At 66.5% G+C, this 20,303-nt stretch carries 23 protein-coding genes; 15 read left to right on the plus strand and 8 right to left on the minus strand.

The features are described from left to right. A partial coding sequence (locus Q0071_RS15210; protein ID WP_298171267.1) for a phosphoenolpyruvate carboxykinase (ATP) occupies positions 1-369 on the plus strand: 369 nt, incomplete at its 5' end. 143 nt (positions 370-512) lie between these two features. After that, positions 513-962, plus strand: a complete 450-nt coding sequence (locus Q0071_RS15215) for a hypothetical protein (RefSeq protein ID WP_298171269.1) — start codon at positions 513-515, stop codon at positions 960-962. Between the two features lie 160 nt (positions 963-1,122). On the opposite strand, the gene Q0071_RS15220 is transcribed toward Q0071_RS15215, so the two are convergent. Together Q0071_RS15220 and Q0071_RS15225 are read right to left on the minus strand one after the other, a co-directional pair. Then, a complete protein-coding gene (locus Q0071_RS15220) occupies positions 1,123-3,117 on the minus strand; it encodes an NAD(P)/FAD-dependent oxidoreductase (RefSeq protein ID WP_298171271.1) in 1,995 nt (664 codons plus the stop codon). An 87-nt stretch (positions 3,118-3,204) separates the two neighbouring features. Next, positions 3,205-3,798 (minus strand): J domain-containing protein, encoded by a 594-nt coding sequence (locus Q0071_RS15225; RefSeq protein ID WP_298171273.1) that lies wholly within the window; start codon positions 3,796-3,798, stop codon positions 3,205-3,207. A 41-nt stretch (positions 3,799-3,839) separates the two neighbouring features. Between Q0071_RS15225 and Q0071_RS15230 the strand changes: the two genes are divergently transcribed. Genes Q0071_RS15230 through Q0071_RS15250 form a run of 5 tightly spaced genes read left to right on the plus strand, consistent with a single transcriptional unit; the run spans position 3,840 to position 7,235 of the window. Beyond that, positions 3,840-4,112 (plus strand): BolA family protein, encoded by a 273-nt coding sequence (locus Q0071_RS15230; protein WP_298171275.1) that lies wholly within the window; start codon positions 3,840-3,842, stop codon positions 4,110-4,112. Further along, positions 4,105-4,572, plus strand: a complete 468-nt coding sequence (locus Q0071_RS15235) for an NUDIX domain-containing protein (RefSeq protein WP_298171278.1) — start codon at positions 4,105-4,107, stop codon at positions 4,570-4,572. The genes Q0071_RS15230 and Q0071_RS15235 overlap by 8 nt, the downstream gene beginning before the upstream one ends. Beyond that, positions 4,569-5,483 (plus strand): pirin family protein, encoded by a 915-nt coding sequence (locus tag Q0071_RS15240; protein ID WP_298171282.1) that lies wholly within the window; start codon positions 4,569-4,571, stop codon positions 5,481-5,483. Before Q0071_RS15235 ends, Q0071_RS15240 begins: the two co-directional genes overlap by 4 nt. A gap of 26 nt (positions 5,484-5,509) precedes the next feature. Beyond that, positions 5,510-6,352, plus strand: coding sequence for an SDR family NAD(P)-dependent oxidoreductase (locus Q0071_RS15245; RefSeq protein ID WP_298171284.1), 843 nt, complete (start codon positions 5,510-5,512; stop codon positions 6,350-6,352). Further along, entirely contained in the window at positions 6,342-7,235 is an 894-nt protein-coding gene (locus Q0071_RS15250; RefSeq protein ID WP_298171287.1) for an alpha/beta hydrolase, read from the plus strand. The genes Q0071_RS15245 and Q0071_RS15250 overlap by 11 nt, the downstream gene beginning before the upstream one ends. A 65-nt stretch (positions 7,236-7,300) precedes the next feature. On the opposite strand, the gene Q0071_RS15255 is transcribed toward Q0071_RS15250, so the two are convergent. The 3 genes from Q0071_RS15255 to Q0071_RS15265 form a co-directional block, all read right to left on the minus strand. Then, a complete protein-coding gene (locus Q0071_RS15255; RefSeq protein ID WP_298171290.1) occupies positions 7,301-7,789 on the minus strand; it encodes a GNAT family N-acetyltransferase in 489 nt (162 codons plus the stop codon). A gap of 2 nt (positions 7,790-7,791) precedes the next feature. Then, a complete protein-coding gene (locus Q0071_RS15260) occupies positions 7,792-8,469 on the minus strand; it encodes an HD domain-containing protein (RefSeq protein ID WP_298171292.1) in 678 nt (225 codons plus the stop codon). An 82-nt stretch (positions 8,470-8,551) separates the two neighbouring features. Beyond that, positions 8,552-9,592 carry a DUF2332 domain-containing protein gene (locus Q0071_RS15265; RefSeq protein WP_298171294.1) on the minus strand — a complete coding sequence of 347 codons (1,041 nt, stop codon included), beginning with the start codon at positions 9,590-9,592 and terminating at the stop codon, positions 8,552-8,554. A gap of 55 nt (positions 9,593-9,647) precedes the next feature. Here Q0071_RS15265 and hisG point away from each other — a divergent pair, with 55 nt between their 5' ends. Genes hisG through nusB form a run of 3 tightly spaced genes read left to right on the plus strand, consistent with a single transcriptional unit; the run spans position 9,648 to position 12,051 of the window. Continuing rightward, positions 9,648-10,319: an ATP phosphoribosyltransferase gene (gene hisG, locus Q0071_RS15270; protein WP_298171297.1), complete on the plus strand. Its 672-nt coding sequence runs from the start codon at positions 9,648-9,650 to the stop codon at positions 10,317-10,319. Further along, entirely contained in the window at positions 10,319-11,605 is a 1,287-nt protein-coding gene (hisD, locus tag Q0071_RS15275) for a histidinol dehydrogenase (RefSeq protein WP_298171299.1), read from the plus strand. The genes hisG and hisD overlap by 1 nt, the downstream gene beginning before the upstream one ends. After that, complete coding sequence (gene nusB, locus Q0071_RS15280; protein WP_298171302.1) at positions 11,602-12,051, plus strand: transcription antitermination factor NusB; 450 nt, start codon at positions 11,602-11,604, stop codon at positions 12,049-12,051. The genes hisD and nusB overlap by 4 nt, the downstream gene beginning before the upstream one ends. Before the next feature lie 239 nt (positions 12,052-12,290). On the opposite strand, the gene fghA is transcribed toward nusB, so the two are convergent. The 3 genes from fghA to Q0071_RS15295 form a co-directional block, all read right to left on the minus strand. Then, positions 12,291-13,160 carry an S-formylglutathione hydrolase gene (gene fghA / locus Q0071_RS15285; protein ID WP_298171304.1) on the minus strand — a complete coding sequence of 290 codons (870 nt, stop codon included), beginning with the start codon at positions 13,158-13,160 and terminating at the stop codon, positions 12,291-12,293. Positions 13,161-13,175: 15 nt separating this feature from the next. Beyond that, positions 13,176-13,550, minus strand: a complete 375-nt coding sequence (locus Q0071_RS15290; RefSeq protein WP_298171307.1) for a VOC family protein — start codon at positions 13,548-13,550, stop codon at positions 13,176-13,178. Between the two features lie 116 nt (positions 13,551-13,666). Beyond that, positions 13,667-14,320, minus strand: a complete 654-nt coding sequence (locus tag Q0071_RS15295) for a TetR/AcrR family transcriptional regulator (protein WP_298171310.1) — start codon at positions 14,318-14,320, stop codon at positions 13,667-13,669. Between the two features lie 84 nt (positions 14,321-14,404). On the opposite strand from Q0071_RS15295, the gene Q0071_RS15300 reads away from it, so the two are divergent. From Q0071_RS15300 to Q0071_RS15320, 5 genes are all read left to right on the plus strand, one after another. Next, positions 14,405-15,856: an efflux transporter outer membrane subunit gene (locus Q0071_RS15300; protein WP_298171313.1), complete on the plus strand. Its 1,452-nt coding sequence runs from the start codon at positions 14,405-14,407 to the stop codon at positions 15,854-15,856. 14 nt (positions 15,857-15,870) lie between these two features. Continuing rightward, positions 15,871-17,043: an HlyD family efflux transporter periplasmic adaptor subunit gene (locus Q0071_RS15305; RefSeq protein ID WP_298171316.1), complete on the plus strand. Its 1,173-nt coding sequence runs from the start codon at positions 15,871-15,873 to the stop codon at positions 17,041-17,043. Position 17,044: 1 nt separating this feature from the next. Further along, positions 17,045-18,568 carry a DHA2 family efflux MFS transporter permease subunit gene (locus Q0071_RS15310; RefSeq protein WP_298171319.1) on the plus strand — a complete coding sequence of 508 codons (1,524 nt, stop codon included), beginning with the start codon at positions 17,045-17,047 and terminating at the stop codon, positions 18,566-18,568. Between the two features lie 320 nt (positions 18,569-18,888). Next, a complete protein-coding gene (locus tag Q0071_RS15315) occupies positions 18,889-19,326 on the plus strand; it encodes a hypothetical protein (protein ID WP_298171321.1) in 438 nt (145 codons plus the stop codon). Between the two features lie 583 nt (positions 19,327-19,909). Beyond that, positions 19,910-20,245 carry a UrcA family protein gene (locus tag Q0071_RS15320; protein ID WP_298171323.1) on the plus strand — a complete coding sequence of 112 codons (336 nt, stop codon included), beginning with the start codon at positions 19,910-19,912 and terminating at the stop codon, positions 20,243-20,245. Positions 20,246-20,303 lie beyond the last annotated feature (58 nt).

A 20,303-nucleotide genomic window follows, 5' to 3' on the forward strand; every position in this document is an offset into this window, starting at 1 on the left:
CTCAAGGAGCGCATCGCCAAGGGCGGGGTGAAGTGCTGGCTGGTCAACACCGGCTGGTCGGGCGGCCTCGCCACGATGCCGGGGATCAAGCGCATGCCGATCAAGGCGACCCGCGCGCTGCTCAACGCCGCGCTCGACGGCAGCCTCAACAGCGCCGACTTCCGCATCGATCCCAACTTCGGCTTCGAAGTGCCGGTGGCCGTGCCAGGCGTGGACACTGCCCTGCTCGATCCGCGCGGCGCCTGGGCCGACGGCGAAGCCTATGACCGCACCGCGGCAGAGCTGGTGCGCAAGTTCATCGACAACTTCGCGCAATTCGCCGACCACGTCGACGAAAGCGTGCGCAACGCGGCACCGATTGCGGCATAAGCAAGAAGACGACAATCCTATCTGGCGTGAGGCCTCGCCCCGTGCGAGGCCTCTTTTTTTTGTGCCGGTGTCGGCCAGTCGTTGCTGTCGCAACGACGACGGCGGGGTAAGGGCGCGCTTCTCGTTCTAAAAGGTGTTTACCCATGGCCGCGCATTCGATCCGACTTTTTGCCGATGATGCGGCGGTGCGCCATGTGGGCGAAGGGCTGCTCGCGCGCACTTTGCCCAAGCTGGAGTGGACGCACGAGGCGCATCTGGCTGCGTGCCTGTGGCTGATCCGCGAGCGGCCAGACTTTGCGCCCGAGCAGGACCTGCCCGGAACCATCCGCGCCTACAACGTGGCGGTCGGCGGTGAGAACACCGACAGCGCGGGCTATCACGAGACGCTGACCCAGCTCTACATCAAGGGCGTGCGCGCCTTTGCGGATACGCTGGCGGAAGGGACATCGCTGGTCGGCGCGGTGAACGCGCTGCTCGAAAGCGAGATCGGCGACCGCCAGTGGCCGCTGTGCTACTATTCGAAAGAGCGCCTGTTCAGCGTTGAGGCTCGGCGCGGATGGGTGGAGCCGGATCTGGCGGCGGTTTCGGAATAAAGGGTTCGCGCAGAGATCGCAGAGGCGCGGAGGTGCAGCGCTTTGCGGCAAGGCCGCTCTCCTCTTTTGCACTGCGATGATAAGAAAGGCCTGCGGCCGGGCACACCCTCTTTGCGCCTATGCGATCCCTGCGATCTCTGCGCGAAAAATCCTTCTACCCTCACCCCGTCCGGCGCGGGACAAAGGGATAAGTCCGCCGCTCGATCACTTCCTGCACCGCGCGGTGGGCTTCCTGGATCGCGGCATCGGTGTGCGGGCTCGCCGCCGCATCGCTGTTGGCGATGCTGACAAGGCCGAAGGGCTGACGGCCCACCACGCAGGGCCGGTTCGGGCTTTCACTGTAAACCCAATCCACCGGATCGTAGATCGAGTTGTAGGTATACGAATAGCCATGGCCCCAGCGGTTTACGGTGATGCCGGCAATATCGCGCGCGGCATCGAAGCCCGCAGCCCCCAGCATGCGCTGCAATTGCCGCCGCGTCTCGCGTTCGAAAGTCTCGAAGCTCATCGCCAGCAGTTCGGCGCGGCCGACGCGGTGTTGGTCACGCCGGGGAAGGCCGGGCTTGTTCATGTATTTGACGAGGTGGAGCACCACCGGCTCGTCAGGCGATTGCGGGTGCTTCAAGTCGCCAAGGCTGACCGCTTCGGTAAGGCCGACTTCCTGGTGGAACATCGTCGGGCAATGGAAATTCGCGGCACCCAGCTTCACGAAGGGCCGCCAGTTCGTCACCGCCACGCTGGTGTAGACCATCGGGCCTTTCACCCCATAAGCCAGCGCCTCCTTCTGCGCGGCGGGCAGTTCGGGCATCATGTAGGGGATCGCCATGTTCCAGCAGGCCATGATCACGGCCTTGCCCCGCACTTCGACGAGTTTGCCCTGCTTGGCATAATGCACCGCCACATCGCCCGCCGCAGCGGGATCGCCCCGATGCGCGACATTGAGGACGACGCTGGACAGGCGGATGCGGGTGGGCGTACCGGGCCGGTCGAGCGCACTGTAGTCGATCACGGCCGTGCCCATGTCCTCCTGCGTGCGGGCCGTCGTCGCCTCGGGAACCAGCTTGGAAACTAGCAGCCGCGCTAGCGTCGCGTTGCCATCGGGGAAGTGGATCGACTTCTCGCCCTCGCGCTGGCGGCCGTGCTGGCCGCCGGGGAGATCGGCGAAGAGGTCCGCCGGCACTTCGCCCAGCGCCATGCCGGAAAAGCCGGGGTAGCCTTGCACCCATGCAAACAGCGCGGGCACGGCATCGCCGCCGACGCAGAAGCTCGCCATGCCGATGTTCTGGAACAGCCAGTAGACCTGCGGATCGACGCCGACTTTCTCGGTGAGGAACTCCTTGTAGGAATGGCGGGCGAGCCAGTCCTTCTTGGCGGCCTGATCGAGGCCCGGCAGATAATCGGGCTGTGGCTTGGCAAACAGGCGCACCAGATCGGCGCGCGCCTTGGGGCCGAGCGGCGCCTTCTCCAGCTTCTCGGGCTCGATCGCACCGCCGCGCCAGCCGCCGCCCAAGGCGAGGACCACGTCCCTGCCGCCGAAGGCCTCGGCATCGAAGACCATGCCGTGGCCCATGCCGAGCGACTTGTAGAGCCCCGCGTTGGCCGTATTGTCCCGCTCGTAGCGCGCGATATCGACGCCGATGTCATCGAGCAGCACGCGCGACCACTTGTCGTACCGGCTCGGACTTTCGATGTTGAGCGTGCCGCCGTTGCAGACGAGCAGGCGGCCCCCCACAGTGAATTCGTTGCGCTTGGCGTGCCCGCCGAAATCGTCGTGGTTGTCGAGCACCAGAACCTTGGCGCCGGGGCCGACACGCTTCTGAAAGAAGTGCGCAGCCGACAAACCAGAGAGGCCGCCGCCAACCACGATCAGGTCATAGACCTCGCTGCTTTCCTCGGCGTCGGCCAGCTTGAGCGTGCCATCGCGCAGCATGTGCGCCGCCTCGAACGTCCCGGCGTGCGAGCCGCGCATGCCCTGCCGCGCGGGGGGATAGGGATTGGGATCGATCTCCGGCGTCATGACGGCCTTGGCGCGGGGCGCGGCGGCGAACGATGTGCCGGGAATACCGGCGGCCAGCGCCCCAGCGGCAACTCCGTTCACGAAATCGCGCCGGCTGATGGCGCGGTCCATTCCCAGCTGCCGATCTTCGCTCTTCATGTCGCTTGCCCCCTGCATGGCCCCAGCTGCGCAGCTTTGCGCCGCAAGGGGAGCTTGTCCAGCCTTCCCCCCGATTTCAGGGGAACCTCAGGCGTTGAAGGCAGGCATGGCGCGCAGCAGGTTATAGGCTTCGACCACTGCCTGAAGGCGGCCCTCATAGGCCCGGTCGCCGCCATTGCGATCGGGGTGGAAGCGGCGGACAAGCTGCGAATAGCGCGCCCGCAGTGCCTTGCGATCCGCATCGAAGCCGAGGCCCATGGTTTCGTAGGCCTTGCGCTCGTCCGGCCCGATGCCGCGCCGCGCCGCTTCCTGCCGGTGCAGCGCATCCTCGCGGCGCGCCTTGGCGCGCTGGGCGATGGCATCGAGCGGATCGGCAAAATCGTTCCAGCGGGGCGCCTGATCGATCCCGGCGGTAGGGCGGAAGGCGCGCGTCTCGGTCGCCCAGCCGGCCAGCGGAGACTGCGCCGCCATGATTTCCTCCGGCGTCATGCCCTTGAAGAAATCGTAGCCCGCGTTGAACTGCCGCACGTGTTCCAGGCACATCCAGCGGTAGTCGCCCGGACCATCGGCTCCGGCCGCACGAGCGCCGGGCGCGCGGAACTCACCCGGCTCGCTGCAACCCGGGGCAGCGCATTGCCGTCCGGTGCCCTGCACCCGGCCATGGAAGCGATCATGTCTCATTCGGCTTTTCACATGGAGATGGATCGGCCAAGATGGAAGCCATGACCGGACCCCTTGCCCAAGAAATCACCCAGCTTCTCACCGAAGCCCTCGCACCCGAACACCTCGCCGTGATCAACGACAGCGCCAGCCACAGCGGCCACATGGGCGATGACGGATCGGGCGAATCGCACTTCACCGTGGAGATCACCAGCGCGCAGTTCACCGGCGTTTCGCGCGTGATGCGCCAGCGCATGGTCAATGCCGCGCTGGGCGACATTCCCGGTCAGCGGGTGCATGCGCTTGCGATCAAGGCCCGTGCACCCGGTGAGTGATGAGGCGGTGAGTAGTTTGCCGCGCCGCGTCCGCCGGGCCGCGCGGATCCTGCTGATGGACGAGCACGATCGCCTGCTGCTGATCCGCTTTGCCCCGCCGACGCGGCGCGCGTTCTGGTGCGGGGTGGGCGGCGAGTGCGACCCGGGCGAGGATTTCCACGCTGCGGCGGTGCGCGAACTGTTCGAGGAGACCGGGCTCAGCGTGGAAAGCTGCGGCCCCGAGATCGCACAGCGCACCGATGATTTCATCACGCTGGAGGGCGAGCCCGTGACCTCCGACGAGCGCTTCTTCCGTGTGCGCACCGCCAGCTTCACGCCTGATCCTGCCGGGCACACCGCGCTGGAACGCGAACTGATCAAGGAATTCCGCTGGTTTGCTGCCGCCGAACTGGCACAATGGCACGAACCGGTGTTTCCGGTGAACATCCTTGAGCTGCTTCAGGCGGAGGTATCGCCATGAGTGAAACCGCAGGTGGGCCCGTGATGCAAACCCTGACCCCGGTGACGCATGATCTGGGCGCTTTTCAAGTGCGGCGCGTGCTGCCCGCGCGTGAGCGCACGATGGTCGGCCCGTTCATCTTCGTCGACCAGTTCGGCCCCGCCGTGCTGCCCACGGGCACGGCAATGGATGTGCGGCCGCACCCACATATCAACCTTGCCACCGTCACCTGGCTGTTCGGGGGCAAGTATGCCGGCGCGATCGACCACCGCGACAGCCTCGGCACCTACGCCACGATCCGCCCGGGGCAGGTCAACCTGATGACGGCGGGGCGCGGCATCGTTCATTCCGAGCGCAGCCCTGCATCGGAGCGAGAAGGCGGCCCGGCGCTCTATGGCATGCAGACCTGGCTGGCGCTGCCCGACGGGCGCGAGGACATCGACCCCGCCTTCGAGCAGCAGGCGGATCTGCCGCTGATCGAGGACGGCTGCACCACCGCGCGGGTGATCATGGGCACGCTTTGGGGCAAGACCGCGCCGACCACGCAGCACAGCCAGACGATCTATGCCGAGATTCTCTTCGCCCCCGGCGGCGCGATCCCCATCGATGCTGCGGCGGACGAGCGCGCGGTGATGCTGGTGGGCGGCGAAGCCAGCGTCGATGGCGTGCCGCTCGCGCTCTACAGCCTTGCCGTGCTGGCGCCGGGCGCGACGCTGAAGCTCTCCTCCGAAGGCGGCGGGCGGGTGATGCTGCTCGGCGGAGAGGCATTTACCACGCAGCGCCATGTCTGGTGGAATTTCGTGAGCTCGAGCCGCGAGCGGATCACGCAGGCCAAGCACGATTGGGATGAAGGGCGCTTTCCCAAAGTGCCGGGGGACGAGGACGAGTTCATCCCCCTGCCCAAAGTGCCCAACACCCGCGCTAATCTTTAGATCAGAACACAAGAGGGAGAGACAGCATGGCATTTGCCGGAGAGGTGGCGTGGATCACCGGGGCATCATCGGGGATCGGCGCGGCAATGGCGCGCGCGCTGGCGGCGGAAGGCGCGCATGTGATCCTGTCGGGCCGCAACGAGGAGGCATTGGCGGAAGTCGCGGCGGACTGCGCCAAGAGCAACGCCACCGCCCTTGTGCTGCCGTTCGAAGCGACCGACCACCCGGCCGGCCTTGCGGCAGCGGAGCAGGCATGGGCCTGGGCGGCAGAGCGCAGCGGCGGGATCGACATCCTCTTCAACAACGCAGGGATTTCGCAGCGCAGCCTCGCCATCGATACCGACTATGCTGTCTATGAACGGATCATCGCGGTCGATCTGCTCGCCCCCATCGCGCTGACGCAGGCAGTGCTGGGCCGCATGGTGGCGCGCGGCAAAGGCCGCATCGCAATGGTCTCGAGCGTGGCGGGCAAAGTCGGCGCGCCGATGCGCACGGCCTATAGCGCGGCCAAGTTCGGCCTGATCGGCTATGCCGATGCGCTGCGCACCGAAGTGACCGGCGAGGGGCTGCAGGTCCACGTCATTGCGCCGGGCTCGGTCCGCACCAATGTCTCGCGCAATGCCTTGAACGCCGATGGCAGCCGCCGGGGCGTGAGCGACAAGGCGATCGACAAGGGCCTCGATCCGGCTGATGCCGCCGCCGCGATCCTTGCCGCCATGGCCGCCGGAGAGCGCGAGATCATCGTCGCGCGCGGGTTCGAACAGGAAATCGGCGAAGCCTGCCGCACGCCTGAAGCCATCTTCGACAAGATGGCCGCTATGGTGGCAAATGGCTATGCGAAGAAGATGGAGCAGGCCAGTGTCGAGTGAACTGACGCGCGTAAAGCTCGCCAACGGAATCGAGCTCGATGTGGTGGATGTCGGCCCGCGCGATGCGCCCGCGCTGATGTTCCTCCACGGCTTTCCCGAATCGCATCGCACCTGGCGGCACCAGATCGCGCACCTTTCTGGCCGTTTCCGTTGCATCGCGCCCGACCAGCGCGGCTATCGCGGCTCGTCGAAGCCCGATGGCGCGGAGAACTACACGCCCGACAAGCTGATCGGCGATATCTTCCTCCTCGCCGATGCGCTGGGCGTGGGGCAATTCACCGTGCTGGGCCACGATTGGGGCGGCGCGATTGCTTGGGGTGTCGCGCTGATGGGTCAGGGCACGCGGGTGACGCGCGCGGTGGTCGCCAATGCGCCGCATCCGGCCATCTTCCAGAAGTTGCTCTGGCTCGATCCCGTCCAGCGCGGCGCGAGCCAGTATATGCGCGCCTTCCGCGATACCGCGCACGATCCGCTCGTGCGCGAACACGGCCTCGGCGCGCTGCTCACGCAAGCACTCGATTGGGGCGACCGCGCCCCGGTGATGGAAGAGGAAGAGCGCGCGGCGCTGCTGAAGGACTGGTCGAACCCGGACAGCGCGATCGCCATGCTCAACTGGTACCGCGCAAGCCCGATGGATGTGCCGACGATGGACGCCCCCTTCGCGCTGCCCGAAGGCTATGCCCCGCCGCCGCTGCCGCCGCTCGGCATTCCGACGCTGGTGATCTGGGCGATGGACGACATGGCCCTGCCGCCCTCGAACCTTGATGGGCTGGACGCAATGATCCCGAATCTGACCGTGTTGCAAGTGCCAGATTGCGGCCACTTCGTGCCGTGGGAAGCGCCCGGGAAGGTCAACGCCGCGTTGGATGCGTTTCTGGGGTAATTGGTCAACGCCAATCACCCCGGTTCCGTTCGTGTCGAGCGAAGTCGAGACACGAACGGTCTTGGCTAAAGCTCCAGCCGGTAGAAATGCGTGTCCACCGCCATGCGCGGAAAGCCTTCGGGCAATGCAGCGGGATCGATCGGCACAAAGCCGTTCTTCTCGTAGAAACGGCGCGCGGCATGCAGGCGCTCGATCGTGCCGAGGGTGATCCCCTTGATCCCGGCGTCGCGGGCATGGTTGACGAGTATGGCCAACAACCCCGCTGCCACCCCCAGATCGCGCCCCCGCGCCTCGGCCGCGACAAACATCTTGCGCAGCGCGCCTTCGCTGGTGGCAAAGCCGATCAGGCCGATGGTGCCGACAATGCGGCCCTCCATTTCGGCGACCCAGAAGCCCCCGGTGCCGGACTGATAGACATCCGCCACCGCGCGCAGATCGGGCTGCTCCTCGGCGGTGACGGGCACGGCGAATTCGCCCTGCTGGATGGCAAGGATATGCGCGATGACGGCGTCCTCGTCGGACTTGGTGTAGGGGCGGTAATGGATCCGGGGCATGGTCAAAGCGTCTTGTACCCGTCCGTCTCCACCGCCAGCGTCTGCATCCACTTGGCCAGCGAATCGCGCTTCGCCGGCATCAGCGCCTTGCCTGCGGGCGACAGCACGCGCGCGGGCACATCGCGCAGGTTTTCCTTGAGCATCGGCAGCACCGCCGGGCCATCGGGCTGGCCGCCGTTGGGGTCCGCCAGCGCCATGATCCGCGCCGCGCCGATCGCGCCGAGCCAATCGAGCGCATCGGCATCGTGGAGATAGAGCGATTCGGGCACGGTCGGCGTGCGATAGTACATGTGTTCGCGGATCGCGGCCTGCACGCGTGGCAACTTGGCCATCGGGAAGCCTGTGGGCGCGAGGATGCTGCCGACGATATCGGCGGCGACGTCCGAATGATCAAGATCAGGCTTCTCGTAGGGTTTGAACGCCGCCACATCGTGGAGATAGGCGGCCGCGAAGAGCACGTCGTCGTCCAGCGCAACATTGTCCGTGGCTGCCATGGCCTTGGCGAGCGCATAGTCGCGGTCCGAATGCGAGGTGCCCCAGGCCGGGTGCTTGCAGTGCTCGATGTTGAACGCGCGCACCTGCTCGCGCCAGCCCACGGGCGGGGAATCGGCAAAAGCGGCAGTTGGCAGGGCGGCAGCCGGCACGGCGGCGAGCGCGAGGGCGGCGAGGAGCAGTTTCATCGGGCGCATGGGGGGCTTTCTCCGCGAAGTTGGCAAGAGGCTAGCACGCGCGGCGGCAGGCGCAATTGGTCCCTGCGGCCAATCACGCTGCTCCGTGCCACGCCACCCACGCACCGTGGGCATGCGCCTCGCCCAGCAGCACCGGCTCGCCGCCGCCGGGCCAATACCGCACGGTCAGCTCATGCCGGAAGGTCTCGCGATTGGTTTCCAGCATGATCCACGCGATACGCTGGCCTGCCTCACCCGCGCCGGTGATCGCCGCCGTGATCCGCGCGCGGGTTTCGGGCGGCAGATATTGCCAGACGATCGAATGGTAGAACACGCGGGTGGTGCCTTCCGCCAGTGGCGCGGCAAGGCGCTGGTCCACCCAGTCCCCCGCATCCATCTGCGTAAGGGTCGGCGGCTGCTCCCCCGCCAGCCGGATCGCCGCGTCGATGCGGGCCATGCGCTCGGTCACCTCGGCCCAGACATAGCTCTTGAGGCGCAGCGCTTCGGCGGGATCGGCGAGGTTTACCGGCGCGCGGTCGCAGCCTTGAATGGACGTTATCTCCACCGGCGCGGGCACAGGCGCAGGCCCACGCCATTCGGGCTTGATCTGCATCGGCGAATCCGCCGGGCCGACTTCGGTGCCGCCGAGTTCGTAGTGATAGCGGTCCATCATTGTGTTGACGCCCGCGCTGGCCCCCAGCTCGTTCAGCTCGAAGAGGGGGCCCATGCGCGGTGAAAGCCACAGCAGCGCTGCCATGATCGAGGCCGAACGCCCAGCCTCGTTGGTCTGCGGCGGCCCATCGAGCCATGGCAGCAGCGCCGCATCGTGCTGGCGGGCAAGGTCCACGATCAGCGCATCCACTGCGTCCTGATCGGTCACCTCCCCGCGATAGACCGCGGCAAGCCGCAGATCCGCGCCAGAGAGGACAAGATGATGGAAGCCCCCCGCCAGCCGCAGCGGCAGCGCATCTTCGAGCGGAATGCCCGGCCAGCTTGCCAGCCGCCGTCCCGTTTCGGTCTCGCCCGAAAGGAGCGCCAGCTGCGCCCGCACCACCCGCGCAGTGCAGGGCGCGCCGTTGTTTGCCGCGTGATCCGCTTGCCAGGCAATCGCCGCCGCGACGTCGTGCGTATCCATGACCCGTTCCATACGGTTGCCCTTTCCGGCCCTTTGCCATAGGGGCGGGCGCGTCATGACCGCGCCGACCCCTATCGTTTTCGCCCTGCCCAAGGGCCGCATCCTCGACGAGGCGCTGCCGCTGCTGGCGGACGCCGGTGTCGTGCCCGAGGCGGACTTCTTCGACAAGGCCTCGCGCAAGCTGAGCTTTGCCACCAGCCGGGCGGACATGACGATCATCCGCGTCCGCGCCTTCGATGTGGCAACTTTCGTCGCCCACGGCGCAGCGCAGGCGGGGATCGTCGGTTCGGATGTGATCGACGAGTTCGACTACGCCGATCTCTACGCGCCGGTCGATCTCGATATCGGGCACTGCCGCCTTTCGGTGGCCGAACCGGCAGCGGCGGTCGAAAGCGGTGCGACTGCACGCGAAAGCCATGCCCGCGTCGCGACCAAGTATCCCAGCCTCACGCGCCGCCATTTCGAGAAGCTCGGCGTCGCCGCCGAAGTCGTGAAGCTCAACGGCGCGATGGAACTGGCGCCTTCGCTGGGCCTCGCCAGCCGGATCGTCGATCTCGTCTCCTCGGGCCGCACGCTCAAGGACAACGGCCTTGTCGAGACCAGCCGCATCATGCCCGTCTCGGCGCGCCTCATCATCAACCGCGCCGCGCTCAAGACCGATCCCGCACGCATGGGCGCGCTGATCGATACGTTCCGCGAACTCGTAGCGCGCCGGAAGGCCGCCTGATGCAGCGTCTCCACACCCGTGACGCGGGCTTTGCCGCCGCTTTCGCCGCCGTCGTCAGCGATCGGCGCGAGAGCGATGCCGATGTGGCGCGCGATGTGAGCGCCATTCTTGCCGACGTTCGCGCGCGCGGTGATACCGCGCTGGCGGACTATACCGCGCGCTTCGATGGCCACGATCTGGGCGAAGATTGGCGCATCCCGGCGGAGACCTGCCGCGAGGCTTTCGACGCGCTCGATCCGCCTTTGCGCGCCGCGCTCGAACTCGCGGCGGAGCGCATCCGCGCCTATCATGCCGCACAGCTTCCCGAGCCCCGCGACTATGTCGATGCTGCCGGCGTCCGCCTCGGCGCGAAGTGGGGCCCGGTCGATGGTGCGGGGCTCTATGTTCCCGGCGGACGCGCGGCCTACCCGTCCTCGCTGCTGATGAACGCCATTCCCGCCAAAGTTGCGGGCGTAGGCCGGCTCGTGGTCACCACGCCGACCCCCAAGGGCACGATCAATCCGCTGGTCCTCGCCGCCGCGCACCTTGCCGGCGTAGATGAAGTCTGGCGCGTCGGCGGTGCCCAGGCCATCGCCGCGCTGGCCTACGGCACGGATCGCATCGCGCCCGTCGATGTGATCACCGGGCCGGGCAATGCCTGGGTAGCCGAAGCCAAGCGCCAGCTCTACGGCGTGGTCGGCATCGACATGGTGGCGGGCCCCTCGGAAATTCTCGTCATCGCCGATGGCGCCAACAATCCGCAGTGGATCGCCGCCGACCTGCTCAGCCAGGCCGAGCACGATCCCGCCGCGCAGTCGATCTTGATCACCGACGATACCGCCTTTGCCGATGCAGTGGCCGCCGCAGTCGAGGCCGAGATCGCGCTGCTGCCCACAGCCGCCGTCGCCCGCGCCAGCTGGGATGCGCACGGGGTGATCATCGTCGTCGAGTCGCTGGCAGAAGCGCCCGCCCTCGCCAATGCGCTGGCGGCCGAGCACGTGGAAATCGCGACAGATGATCCCGAAGCGCTGTTTGCGGGCATCCGCCACGCGGGTTCCGTCTTCCTCGGCCGCTACACGCCCGAGGCCATCGGCGATTACGTGGCCGGGCCCAACCACGTGCTGCCCACCGGGCGGCGCGCGCGGTTTGCTTCGGGCCTGTCCGTGCTCGATTTCATGAAGCGCACCAGCTTCCTCTCCGTGAGCGAAGGCTCGCTTGGTGCGGTAGGCCCGGCAGCGGTGGCGCTGGCCGAGGCGGAAGGGCTTGCCGCGCATGCCCGCTCGATCGAATTGAGGCTTGGAATATGACCCGCTCGAAGGCCCCCAATCGATCTGCCGCGCGGCTCGCCGCCGTGCAGGCGCTCTACCAGCTCGAGATGGAAAAGCCCCAGCTGCACCTGCTGCTGGACGAGTTCCACATGCACCGCCTCGGCGCGGAGATCGAGGACGACCAGTACCTCGAAGCCGATGTTGCCTTCTTCGACGATGTGGTGCGCGGCGTTGCAGCGCGGCGTGACGAGATCGACGACGTGCTGACACGCCGGCTGGCGGACGGCTGGTCGATCTCCCGGCTCGATCGCACCATGCTCCAGATCCTGCGCGCAGGTGCCTACGAGCTGATGGCCCGCGCGGATATCAACGTAGGCACCGTGATCGGCGAATACCTCGACGTAGCCCACGCCTTCTTCGACGCGCGCGAGACCAAGTTCGTCAACGGGCTGCTTGATGCCGTGGCGAAGGACGTGCGGAAGTAAACGCCCCCTCGGCAGAGCCCCTATCTCGTCATTCCCGCGAAGGCGGGAATCCAGAGCCCCACACCCAGCGCCAGCCGCACTGGATTCCCGCCTTCGCGGGAATGACGAAGAATTGGGTGGGGCTCAGCTTTCAACCAACCATGAGCCGCATCACCCGCGAGCGTAGCGAAGCAATCCAGAGCGGTTAGCGTGACGCTCTGGATTGCTTCGCTACGCTCGCAATGACGAAGGCTGGGAGACTACAAACGCTCGGCGTGCCAGCGGATGTGATCGTCCATGAAGCTGGAGATGAAGTTGTAGCTGTGGTCGTAGCCGTCCTGCAGACGCAGCGTCAGGTCCACGTCCGCTGCCTTGCACGCGGCCTCGAACAGCTCGGGGCGCAGTTGTTCGGCGAGGAAGCCGTCCGCCGCGCCCTGATCGATCAGGATGGCGCCCGCCGGGCGCTTGCCCTCTTCCACCAGCGCGGTCGCATCGTGCGCGCGCCACGCGGCGCGGTCCTGCCCCAGATAGCCGCCGAGCGCCTTGTGGCCCCACGGCACTTGCCCGGGCGCGACGATCGGCGCGAAGGCGGATAGCGATTTGAACTTGTCCGGGAAGGTCAGGCCGATGGTCAGCGCACCGTGGCCGCCCATCGAATGGCCGGTGATGCCCATGCGCGCCGGATCGATCGGGAAATGTTCCTCGATAAGCGCAGGCAGTTCATGCGCGATGTAATCCCACATGCGGTAGTGCGCCGCGAAGGGTTCCTCGGTGGCATTGACGTAGAAGCCTGCGCCGAGGCCGAAATCGTAGGCGCCTTCGGCGTCATCCGCCACACCCTCGCCGCGCGGGCTGGTATCGGGGGCCACGAAGATGATGCCATGTTCGGCGCAGGCACGGCGGTACTCGCCCTTGTCCGTCACGTTGGCGTGGGTGCAGGTCAGCCCCGAAAGGTAGAACAGCACCGGGAGCTTGGCTCCCGCTTCCACCTGCGCCTTTGCCGCTTGGGGGGGCAGGAAGACCGAAAAGGTCATTCCCGTCCCCGTCGCGGTGGATTGGTGCCGATAGACGCCGAGCGTGCCGCCATGGGCTTTGCTGGTCGAAACGGTCTCAAACGTGGAATCAGGCACCATGGATATCCTGTCTCAGCTGCCGATCACGTGCAGCGCGCACAGCTTGTTGCCGTCCGGATCGCGCAGATACGCGAGGTAGAACGGCGAGCCTTCGCGCGGCCCCGGCGGATCTTCGCAGGCGGTTCCGCCATTGGCGCAGCCGGCCGCGTGCCAGGCATCGGCCTGTTCGGGCGTCATCGCGAAGCCGACCGTGCCGCCGTTGGCGCAAGTGGCGGGCTCACCATTGATTGGCGGTGTGAGCAGGAACATGCTGCCATTGTGCGCGTAGATGAGCCGCCCCTTGGGATCGACCATCCCGGGCTTTCCGCCGAACGCCGCGAACGTGGCGTCATAGAACTTCTTCGAGCGCTCGATATCATTGCTGCCGAGCATGACGTGCGAAAACATGGCCTCTCCTTTTGTAGTCAGCCTTGTGACCGCCCCGGTTCGGGGTCGGTGCGGGATGGGGTTTGCCCGCGCGGAGGGGATATGGTCAAGGGGCGAGCGGAGGGCTGCGCGAGATTTCAATCGGCCCGGTCACGCCGCGAAATGCCGCGCACGAAAATGCCGACGGCATGGGCTACCTGCCGCTCGATCTCGGCATCATCGGGCGGAGGGATCAAGCCGCTGGAGACGCGCAGATGGAGATCGCCGCGCACCATGGCGAGGAACTGCTCGGCTGCGAGGCGCGGATCAGGGCAATCGATCAGCCCCTCGGCGTGAAACCGCGCAAATGCTGGCGTCAGCACAGAATAGGCCGCCTCAGGGCCATAAGCGAAGAAGGTTCGCGCCACTTCGGGAAAACGCTGCCCTTCTCCGTGCACGGTGCGATGAATGACCAGCGCATCGGGCTGACACAGCCGGGTAAGGAAAATCTTGCCGAACGCGTAGAGCAGCGAAGCCGGATCGCGCGATGTGTCGGCCAGTTCCTCGAGCGGCCCGATCACCGCCTCGCACTTGCGCTGCATCACCGCCTGGAACAGTTCCTCCTTCGAGGTGAAGTATTTGTAGAGCGTGGCCTTCGATCCCCCCAGCCGCGCGGCGATCGTGGACATCGAGGTGATGCCATAGCCCTCAAGGGCAAACGCCTCCGCCGCCACGGCGAGGATGTTTTCTCTCCGTTCGTCAGGGCTTTGTCGCCCCAGCCTCCCCTTGGCCAATGTCTCGCTAGTGACCATTCCGTACACTTATTCACTTGACTCGGCGGACGCAAGCCTTCATCTCGTTAGTGACCGAACCGTACTGTCATTATGGTGTCATCAATGCATTTGGGTATTCCGCCAAAGCACGTCCGCAAGGCGCTGCGCACTGTCCTGCTGCTGGGCAGCTGCGGCGCGCTGGCCGGGTGCGCCACCGTGCCTGATCTCGGCCCGCGCCCGGCCCTGCGCGATTCGTCCACGCTGGGCGCGGTCGCGGCTCCTGCCGATGCAGCCACGGGCGAGTGGCCCGGCGATGGCTGGTGGAAGGACTATGGCGATCCACAGCTTGCCGCACTGATCGAGGAAGCGCTGGCAGGTTCGCCGACGCTGGCGGCCGCCGATGCGCGTGCCCGCAAGGCAGCGGCCTATGCGCAAAGCGCTGGCGCCGCGCTGCTTCCCTCGCTCAGCGCCGATGGCCAGGTGACCGAAGTCAAGCAGAGCTACAACAATGGCTTCCCCGCGCAATTCGTGCCCAAGGGGCTGAACGAAACTGGACGCGTCAGCCTCGATCTCAATTACGAGCTCGATTTCTTCGGCAAGAACCGAGCAGCCCTGCGCGCCGCAACATCGGAGCGTGAAGCCGCCGGGCTCGAGGCACGCGCGGCCCGGCTGGCGCTGGCCACCTCGGTCGCCGCTGCCTACGCCGATCTCGCCCGCCTTGCTGCCGAACGCGAAGTGCAGGTGGCTGCCGTGCAGCAGCGCGAGGAAGTGGCCGCGCTCGTCGCTCGCCGGGTGACGAGCGGGCTCGACACGCGCGGCGAGCAGCGTCAGGCCGATGCCGCAGTGCCACTGGCGCGGGGCGAGCTCGCCGCGACGGACGAGGCCATTGCGCTCACCCGCAATCGCATCGCCGCCCTGCTCGGGGCCGGGCCGGAGCGCGGCGCGGCGATTGCCCTGCCCTCGCCCCGCAGGCTGACCACCCCCGGCCTGCCCGCCAACCTCGCGCTCGATCTTGTCGGCCGCCGCGCCGACATCGCAGCCGCGCGCCGCCGCGCCGAAGCTGCCGGGGCGCGCATCACCGTCGCGCGCGCTGGCTTCTATCCCAACGTCAATCTCATGGGCTTCATCGGCCTGCAGTCGCTGGGCCTCGGCAATCTGACCGCCCAGGGATCGGACATCGCGCAAGCCGGCGCTGCAATCAGCCTGCCGATCTTCTCGGGCGGGCGGATTCAGGGCAACTACCGCGCCGCGCGGGCCGACTATGACGAAGCCGTGGCGCAATACGACCAGACCTTGGTGCGCGCGCTCAATGAAGTGGCCGATGTGGCGGCCTCGCAGCGCGCGCTCGGGGTGCGGCAGGCGGAGGCACATGCCGCGCTCGCCGCTTCGGAGGAAGCCTACAGCATCGCGCGGCGGCGGTATGAGGGCGGCCTTTCGCCCTATCTCTCGGTGCTGACGGCGCAGGACGCGCTGCTTCGCAACCGCCAGCTTGTCGCCGCGCTCGATGCGCGTGCGCTGACCCTCAATGTAGAGCTGATCCGCGCCCTTGGCGGCGGATACGGCCCGAAAGCCTGAAGAAAGAGCACCCGATGGCCGACCGCGATCCCAAGATCATGCTCGAAGAGACCGAAACCATGGCGCCTCCCCCTCCCGCCGCCCCCACCAGCGATCCCGCTGGCAAGCGCAAGCGCGGCTTTGCCATTCTGGGCAGCGTCGTTCTCGCGGCAACGATTGTCTATGGCGGATACGAGTGGCTGTTCGCGGGCCGATATGTCGAGACCGACAACGCCTACGTCGCGGCCGAGATCGCGCCGGTCACGGCGCTGGCGCCAGGGACGGTGATCCGCGTCGCCGCGGTCGATACGATGCAGGTGAAGAAGGGCGACGTGCTGATCGAGCTCGATCCGGCCGATGCACGCATAGCCGTGGCCGAAGCGGAAGCCGCCGTGGCGCAGGCGCTGCGGCGCGTGAACCAGACGGTCGAGACCGGGACAGCGCTGGCCGCGCAGGTTCAGGCAACCGATGCGGATATCCGCCGCAAGCAGGCGCTTGTCGGTGTCGCCTCGGCCAACCTTGCCCGCGCCCGGATCGATCTCGCGCGGCGAGAGGCGCTGGTTTCGGGCGGTGCGGTTTCGGGCGAGGAACTTTCGAGCGCACGCAATGCCTTCGCGGCGGCGCAGGGCCAGCTGACCGTTGCCGAAGCGGACCTTGCACAGGCGCGTGCCTCGCGCGGATCGGCGCAGGGGCAATCGAACGCCAATGCCGCGCTAGTCGGCGGTACGGCGCCGGCTGGGAACCCCGATGTGCTGGCCGCCAAGGCGCGGCTCGAGCGCGCGAAGCTCGATCTTGCGCGCACCGTGATCCGTGCGCCGGTCGATGGCATCGTCACCCAACGCGCCGTGCAAGTGGGCCAGCGCGTTGCCGGCGGCACGGTCCTGATGACGGTGGTTCCGCTGGGCGAGGCGCATGTCGATGCCAACTTCAAGGAAGGCCAGCTGCGCGGTGTCGCGCCGGGCCAGTCGGTCGAACTCACCTCGGACCTCTATGGCTCGGGCGTGGTCTATCACGGCCGCGTCGCTGGCTTCTCGGGCAGCACCGGATCGGCGCAGGCGCTGATCCCGGCGCAGAACGCCACCGGCAACTGGATCAAGGTGGTGCAGCGGCTGCCCGTGCGCGTGACGCTCGATCCGAAGGAACTGCAGGCGCATCCGCTGCGGGTCGGCCTTTCGATGACCGCGACGATCGACACCGGAGCCAAGTGAGATGAGCGGCGGCGCTGCGCTGGACGCAAGGCCGGAGGGACTGAAAGGCTGGCAACTCGTGCTGGCCGGGCTCAGCCTCGCACTGGCCAACTTCGTGGTGGTGCTCGACATCACCATCGCCAACGTCTCGGTGCCGCATATCGCCGGCAGCCTTGCCGTCTCGCCTTCGCAGGGCACCTGGGTGATCACGTCCTATTCGGTGGCAGAGGCGATCTGCGTGCCGCTCTCGGGATGGCTCGCGGCGCGCTTCGGCGCGGTGCGCGTGTTCCTGACCGCGATCATTGGCTTTGCGCTGTTCTCGCTGCTCTGCGGGATTTCGCGCAGCCTTGAAGCGCTGATCGTGTTCCGCATCCTCCAGGGCCTCAGCGGCGGGCCGATCATGCCGATGTCACAGACGCTGATGGTGCGCATCTTCCCGCCCGAAAAGGTGGGCATGGCGCTGGGCCTGTGGAGCATGACGGTGGTCGTCGCGCCCATCCTCGGCCCGATCTTCGGCGGCACGATCTCGGACAGCTGGAGCTGGCACTGGATCTTCTTCATCAACCTGCCGGTGGTGGCATTCTGCGCGGTCTTCGCGGTGCGCTATGTCCAGCGCTTCGAGACGCCGACGGTGCAGCGGCCGATCGACTATATCGGACTGGTGCTGCTGGTGATCTGGGTCGGCGCGCTGCAGATCATGCTGGACGAGGGCCGCAATGCCGACTGGTTCGCCAGCCCGTTCATCTGCACGCTCGCGGTCATCGCGGTGATCGGCTTCGCGGCGTTCCTGATCTGGGAGCTGACCGAAGCCAATCCGGTGGTCGATCTCTCGGTGTTCCGCCAGCGTGGCTACAGCGCGGCCGTTGCCGCCCAGAGCATTGCCTATGCCGGGTTCTTCTCCGCCATCGTGGTCATCCCGCTCTTCCTCCAGACCAACCTTGGCTACACCGCGACTTATGCCGGCTATGCCACGGCGTTCGTCGGCGTGCTCGCGGTGTTGATGTCGCCCGTGGCCGCCGGCATGATGGCCCGGTACGACGTGCGCATGCTGGTCTCGTTCGGCGTCTGCTGGCTTGGCGCAATCTCGCTGCTGCGCACCGGCTGGGTAAGCCAGATGGACTTCTTCACCATCGCGCTGCCGCAGTTCCTGCAGGGGCTGGGCATGCCGTTCTTCTTCATCGGCACGACGTCGCTGGCGCTGGGATCGGTGCGCCCGGATCAGACCGCCTCGGCGGCAGGCCTGCAGAACTTCATGCGCACCCTGGCAGGGGCCTTTGCCACTTCGCTTGCGACGACAATGTGGGAGCGTGAGGCAAAGATGGCGCATGAGGACCTTGCCGGCCTTGTTCATCCGCTGCCGCAAGGAACGGGATTTACCGCCGAGCAGGGACGAATGGTGCTCGAGCGAATCGTCCAGACCGAAAGCGTAACCCTGGCGACAAACGCGGTCTTCTGGGGATGCACCGCCTTGTTCGCACTCGCAGCGATATTGGTCTGGTTGGCACCGCGTCCGCGCAGCGATGTCGATCTAAGCGCCGCACATTGATGGTTAATTCATTGTAATATTGCCATTTTATTTCCCATCACGGGGTGCCGGACAAGTGTTATCTGCATCCTCATATCAATCAGACAAAATCGCATGGTAACAGCGATGAAGCAGATTTTGCGCCAGATTGAATGTATTTTTATTTTATAAATTAAATACTTACTGCAAATGCGAGCCGATGACGCAATCGCTCTTTGCGAACGCAAATTACCTATGATAGTTACTTTCCCTGAGGGTCCATACGTGGATCGGGGTCCAATAAAAAAATCGCAGTTTACCTTCGCCGCTTGCGAGGCGCCGCTTTTGTGTGGAGTAGAAAGATGGCTAACCCCCCCGCTGGCTTTATAGCCCGGGCGATGTGCGCACTTGCCGCCGCATCGCTGATTGCCGCACCTGTGATGGTTTACGCCGATGCAGGTGCACCGGCAAAGCATAAGAAGTCCTTCAAGAAGAAGAGCCTTGCTCGCAAGGGCAAGCACAAGCGGAAGCGTTCGGCAAAGTATATGCCGAAGACGACGACCGTGACGACGACGACGACGACGCCGGCACCCCCGCCGCCGCCTCCCCCGCCGCCGCCACCCCCGCCGCCTCCGCCTCCGCCGCCTCCCCCGCCGCCTCCGCCCCCACCGCCTCCGCCTCCGCCGCCTCCCCCGGCTGGCTATAGCCCCAATCTTGGCTTCATCTTCGGTGGTGCTGCGATTGGTGGCGGTCTCGGTGCGCTGATCGGCACGAACACGAACGACAGCCCCGGCGGCTGATCGGCTCTGTTCAATGTGAAAACCGGGACGGCCCGGCCTCGAAAGGGGTCGGGCCGTTTCGGTTTGCGGTCGATCGATGGGCCTCGTCGCAGCGCCCCGATCTTTCGCGCCGGATTTCTGCGCTTCAGTGCAGTTTTTAACGCTCGTTTGACGCTGGACCCGCGCCTCATTTGACGCACGCTCCCTAGCACAGGCTCATCGGCGCCGACGGGGACTAGACTCCGCGATCCACGGGGGAGCGCGGCGCCGAAACCGACAGGAGAGCAAAAAATGACCCACAAGACATTCTTCACGGCCGCTTTCGCACTTGCCTCGGTGCTCGCACAACTCTGATCCCCCCACCACATCGCCACAACGGTCAGCAAAGGGCCGGGAGCACCACGCTCCCGGCCCTTTCGCTTGTGCCTCTCGCGTCAGGCGCGGCAGAATCTTCCCGGGCAACCCGCGCGGGCCCGAGAACATTTTCACGGCTGCTACACTTTTGACGGTCGACTCACGCTCGCTTTGCGCTGGCCCTGACGCTGGCCTCCTAGAACCACTTCATCGGCAGCACGAACCGCCGAAACTTCACGGGAGAGCCACCATGAACACCAAGACCTTCCTCGCCGCCACGATCGCCGCCACCTTCACCTTCGGCGCGATGGCCGCCCCCGCCTTCGCCAGCGCAGCTCCGGCTGCGGACGAGACAACCGTCCAGGTCGCGGTCGTCACCACCGCAGACCTCAACCTTGCGAGCGAAGAGGGGCAGTCGACGCTGAAGGCCCGCATCGCTGGCGCCGTGAACCGCGTCTGCGGCACGTCCACCGGCACGATTACCCCCCAGGAGCGCCTCGCGATCAACGCCTGCCGCGCCAAGGCCCGCACCGCTGCGCTTGCCGCCGCGAAGTCGCGCGGGGACCAGATGCTCGCGCAGCGCTGATCCCGCGCACACCGCACCAGTCAGCACGGGCCGGGAGCATAGCGCTCCCGGCCCGCTT

Origin of the sequence: Novosphingobium sp., from assembly GCF_027486195.1 — a bacterium.
Taxonomy (GTDB): Bacteria; Pseudomonadota; Alphaproteobacteria; order Sphingomonadales; family Sphingomonadaceae; genus Novosphingobium.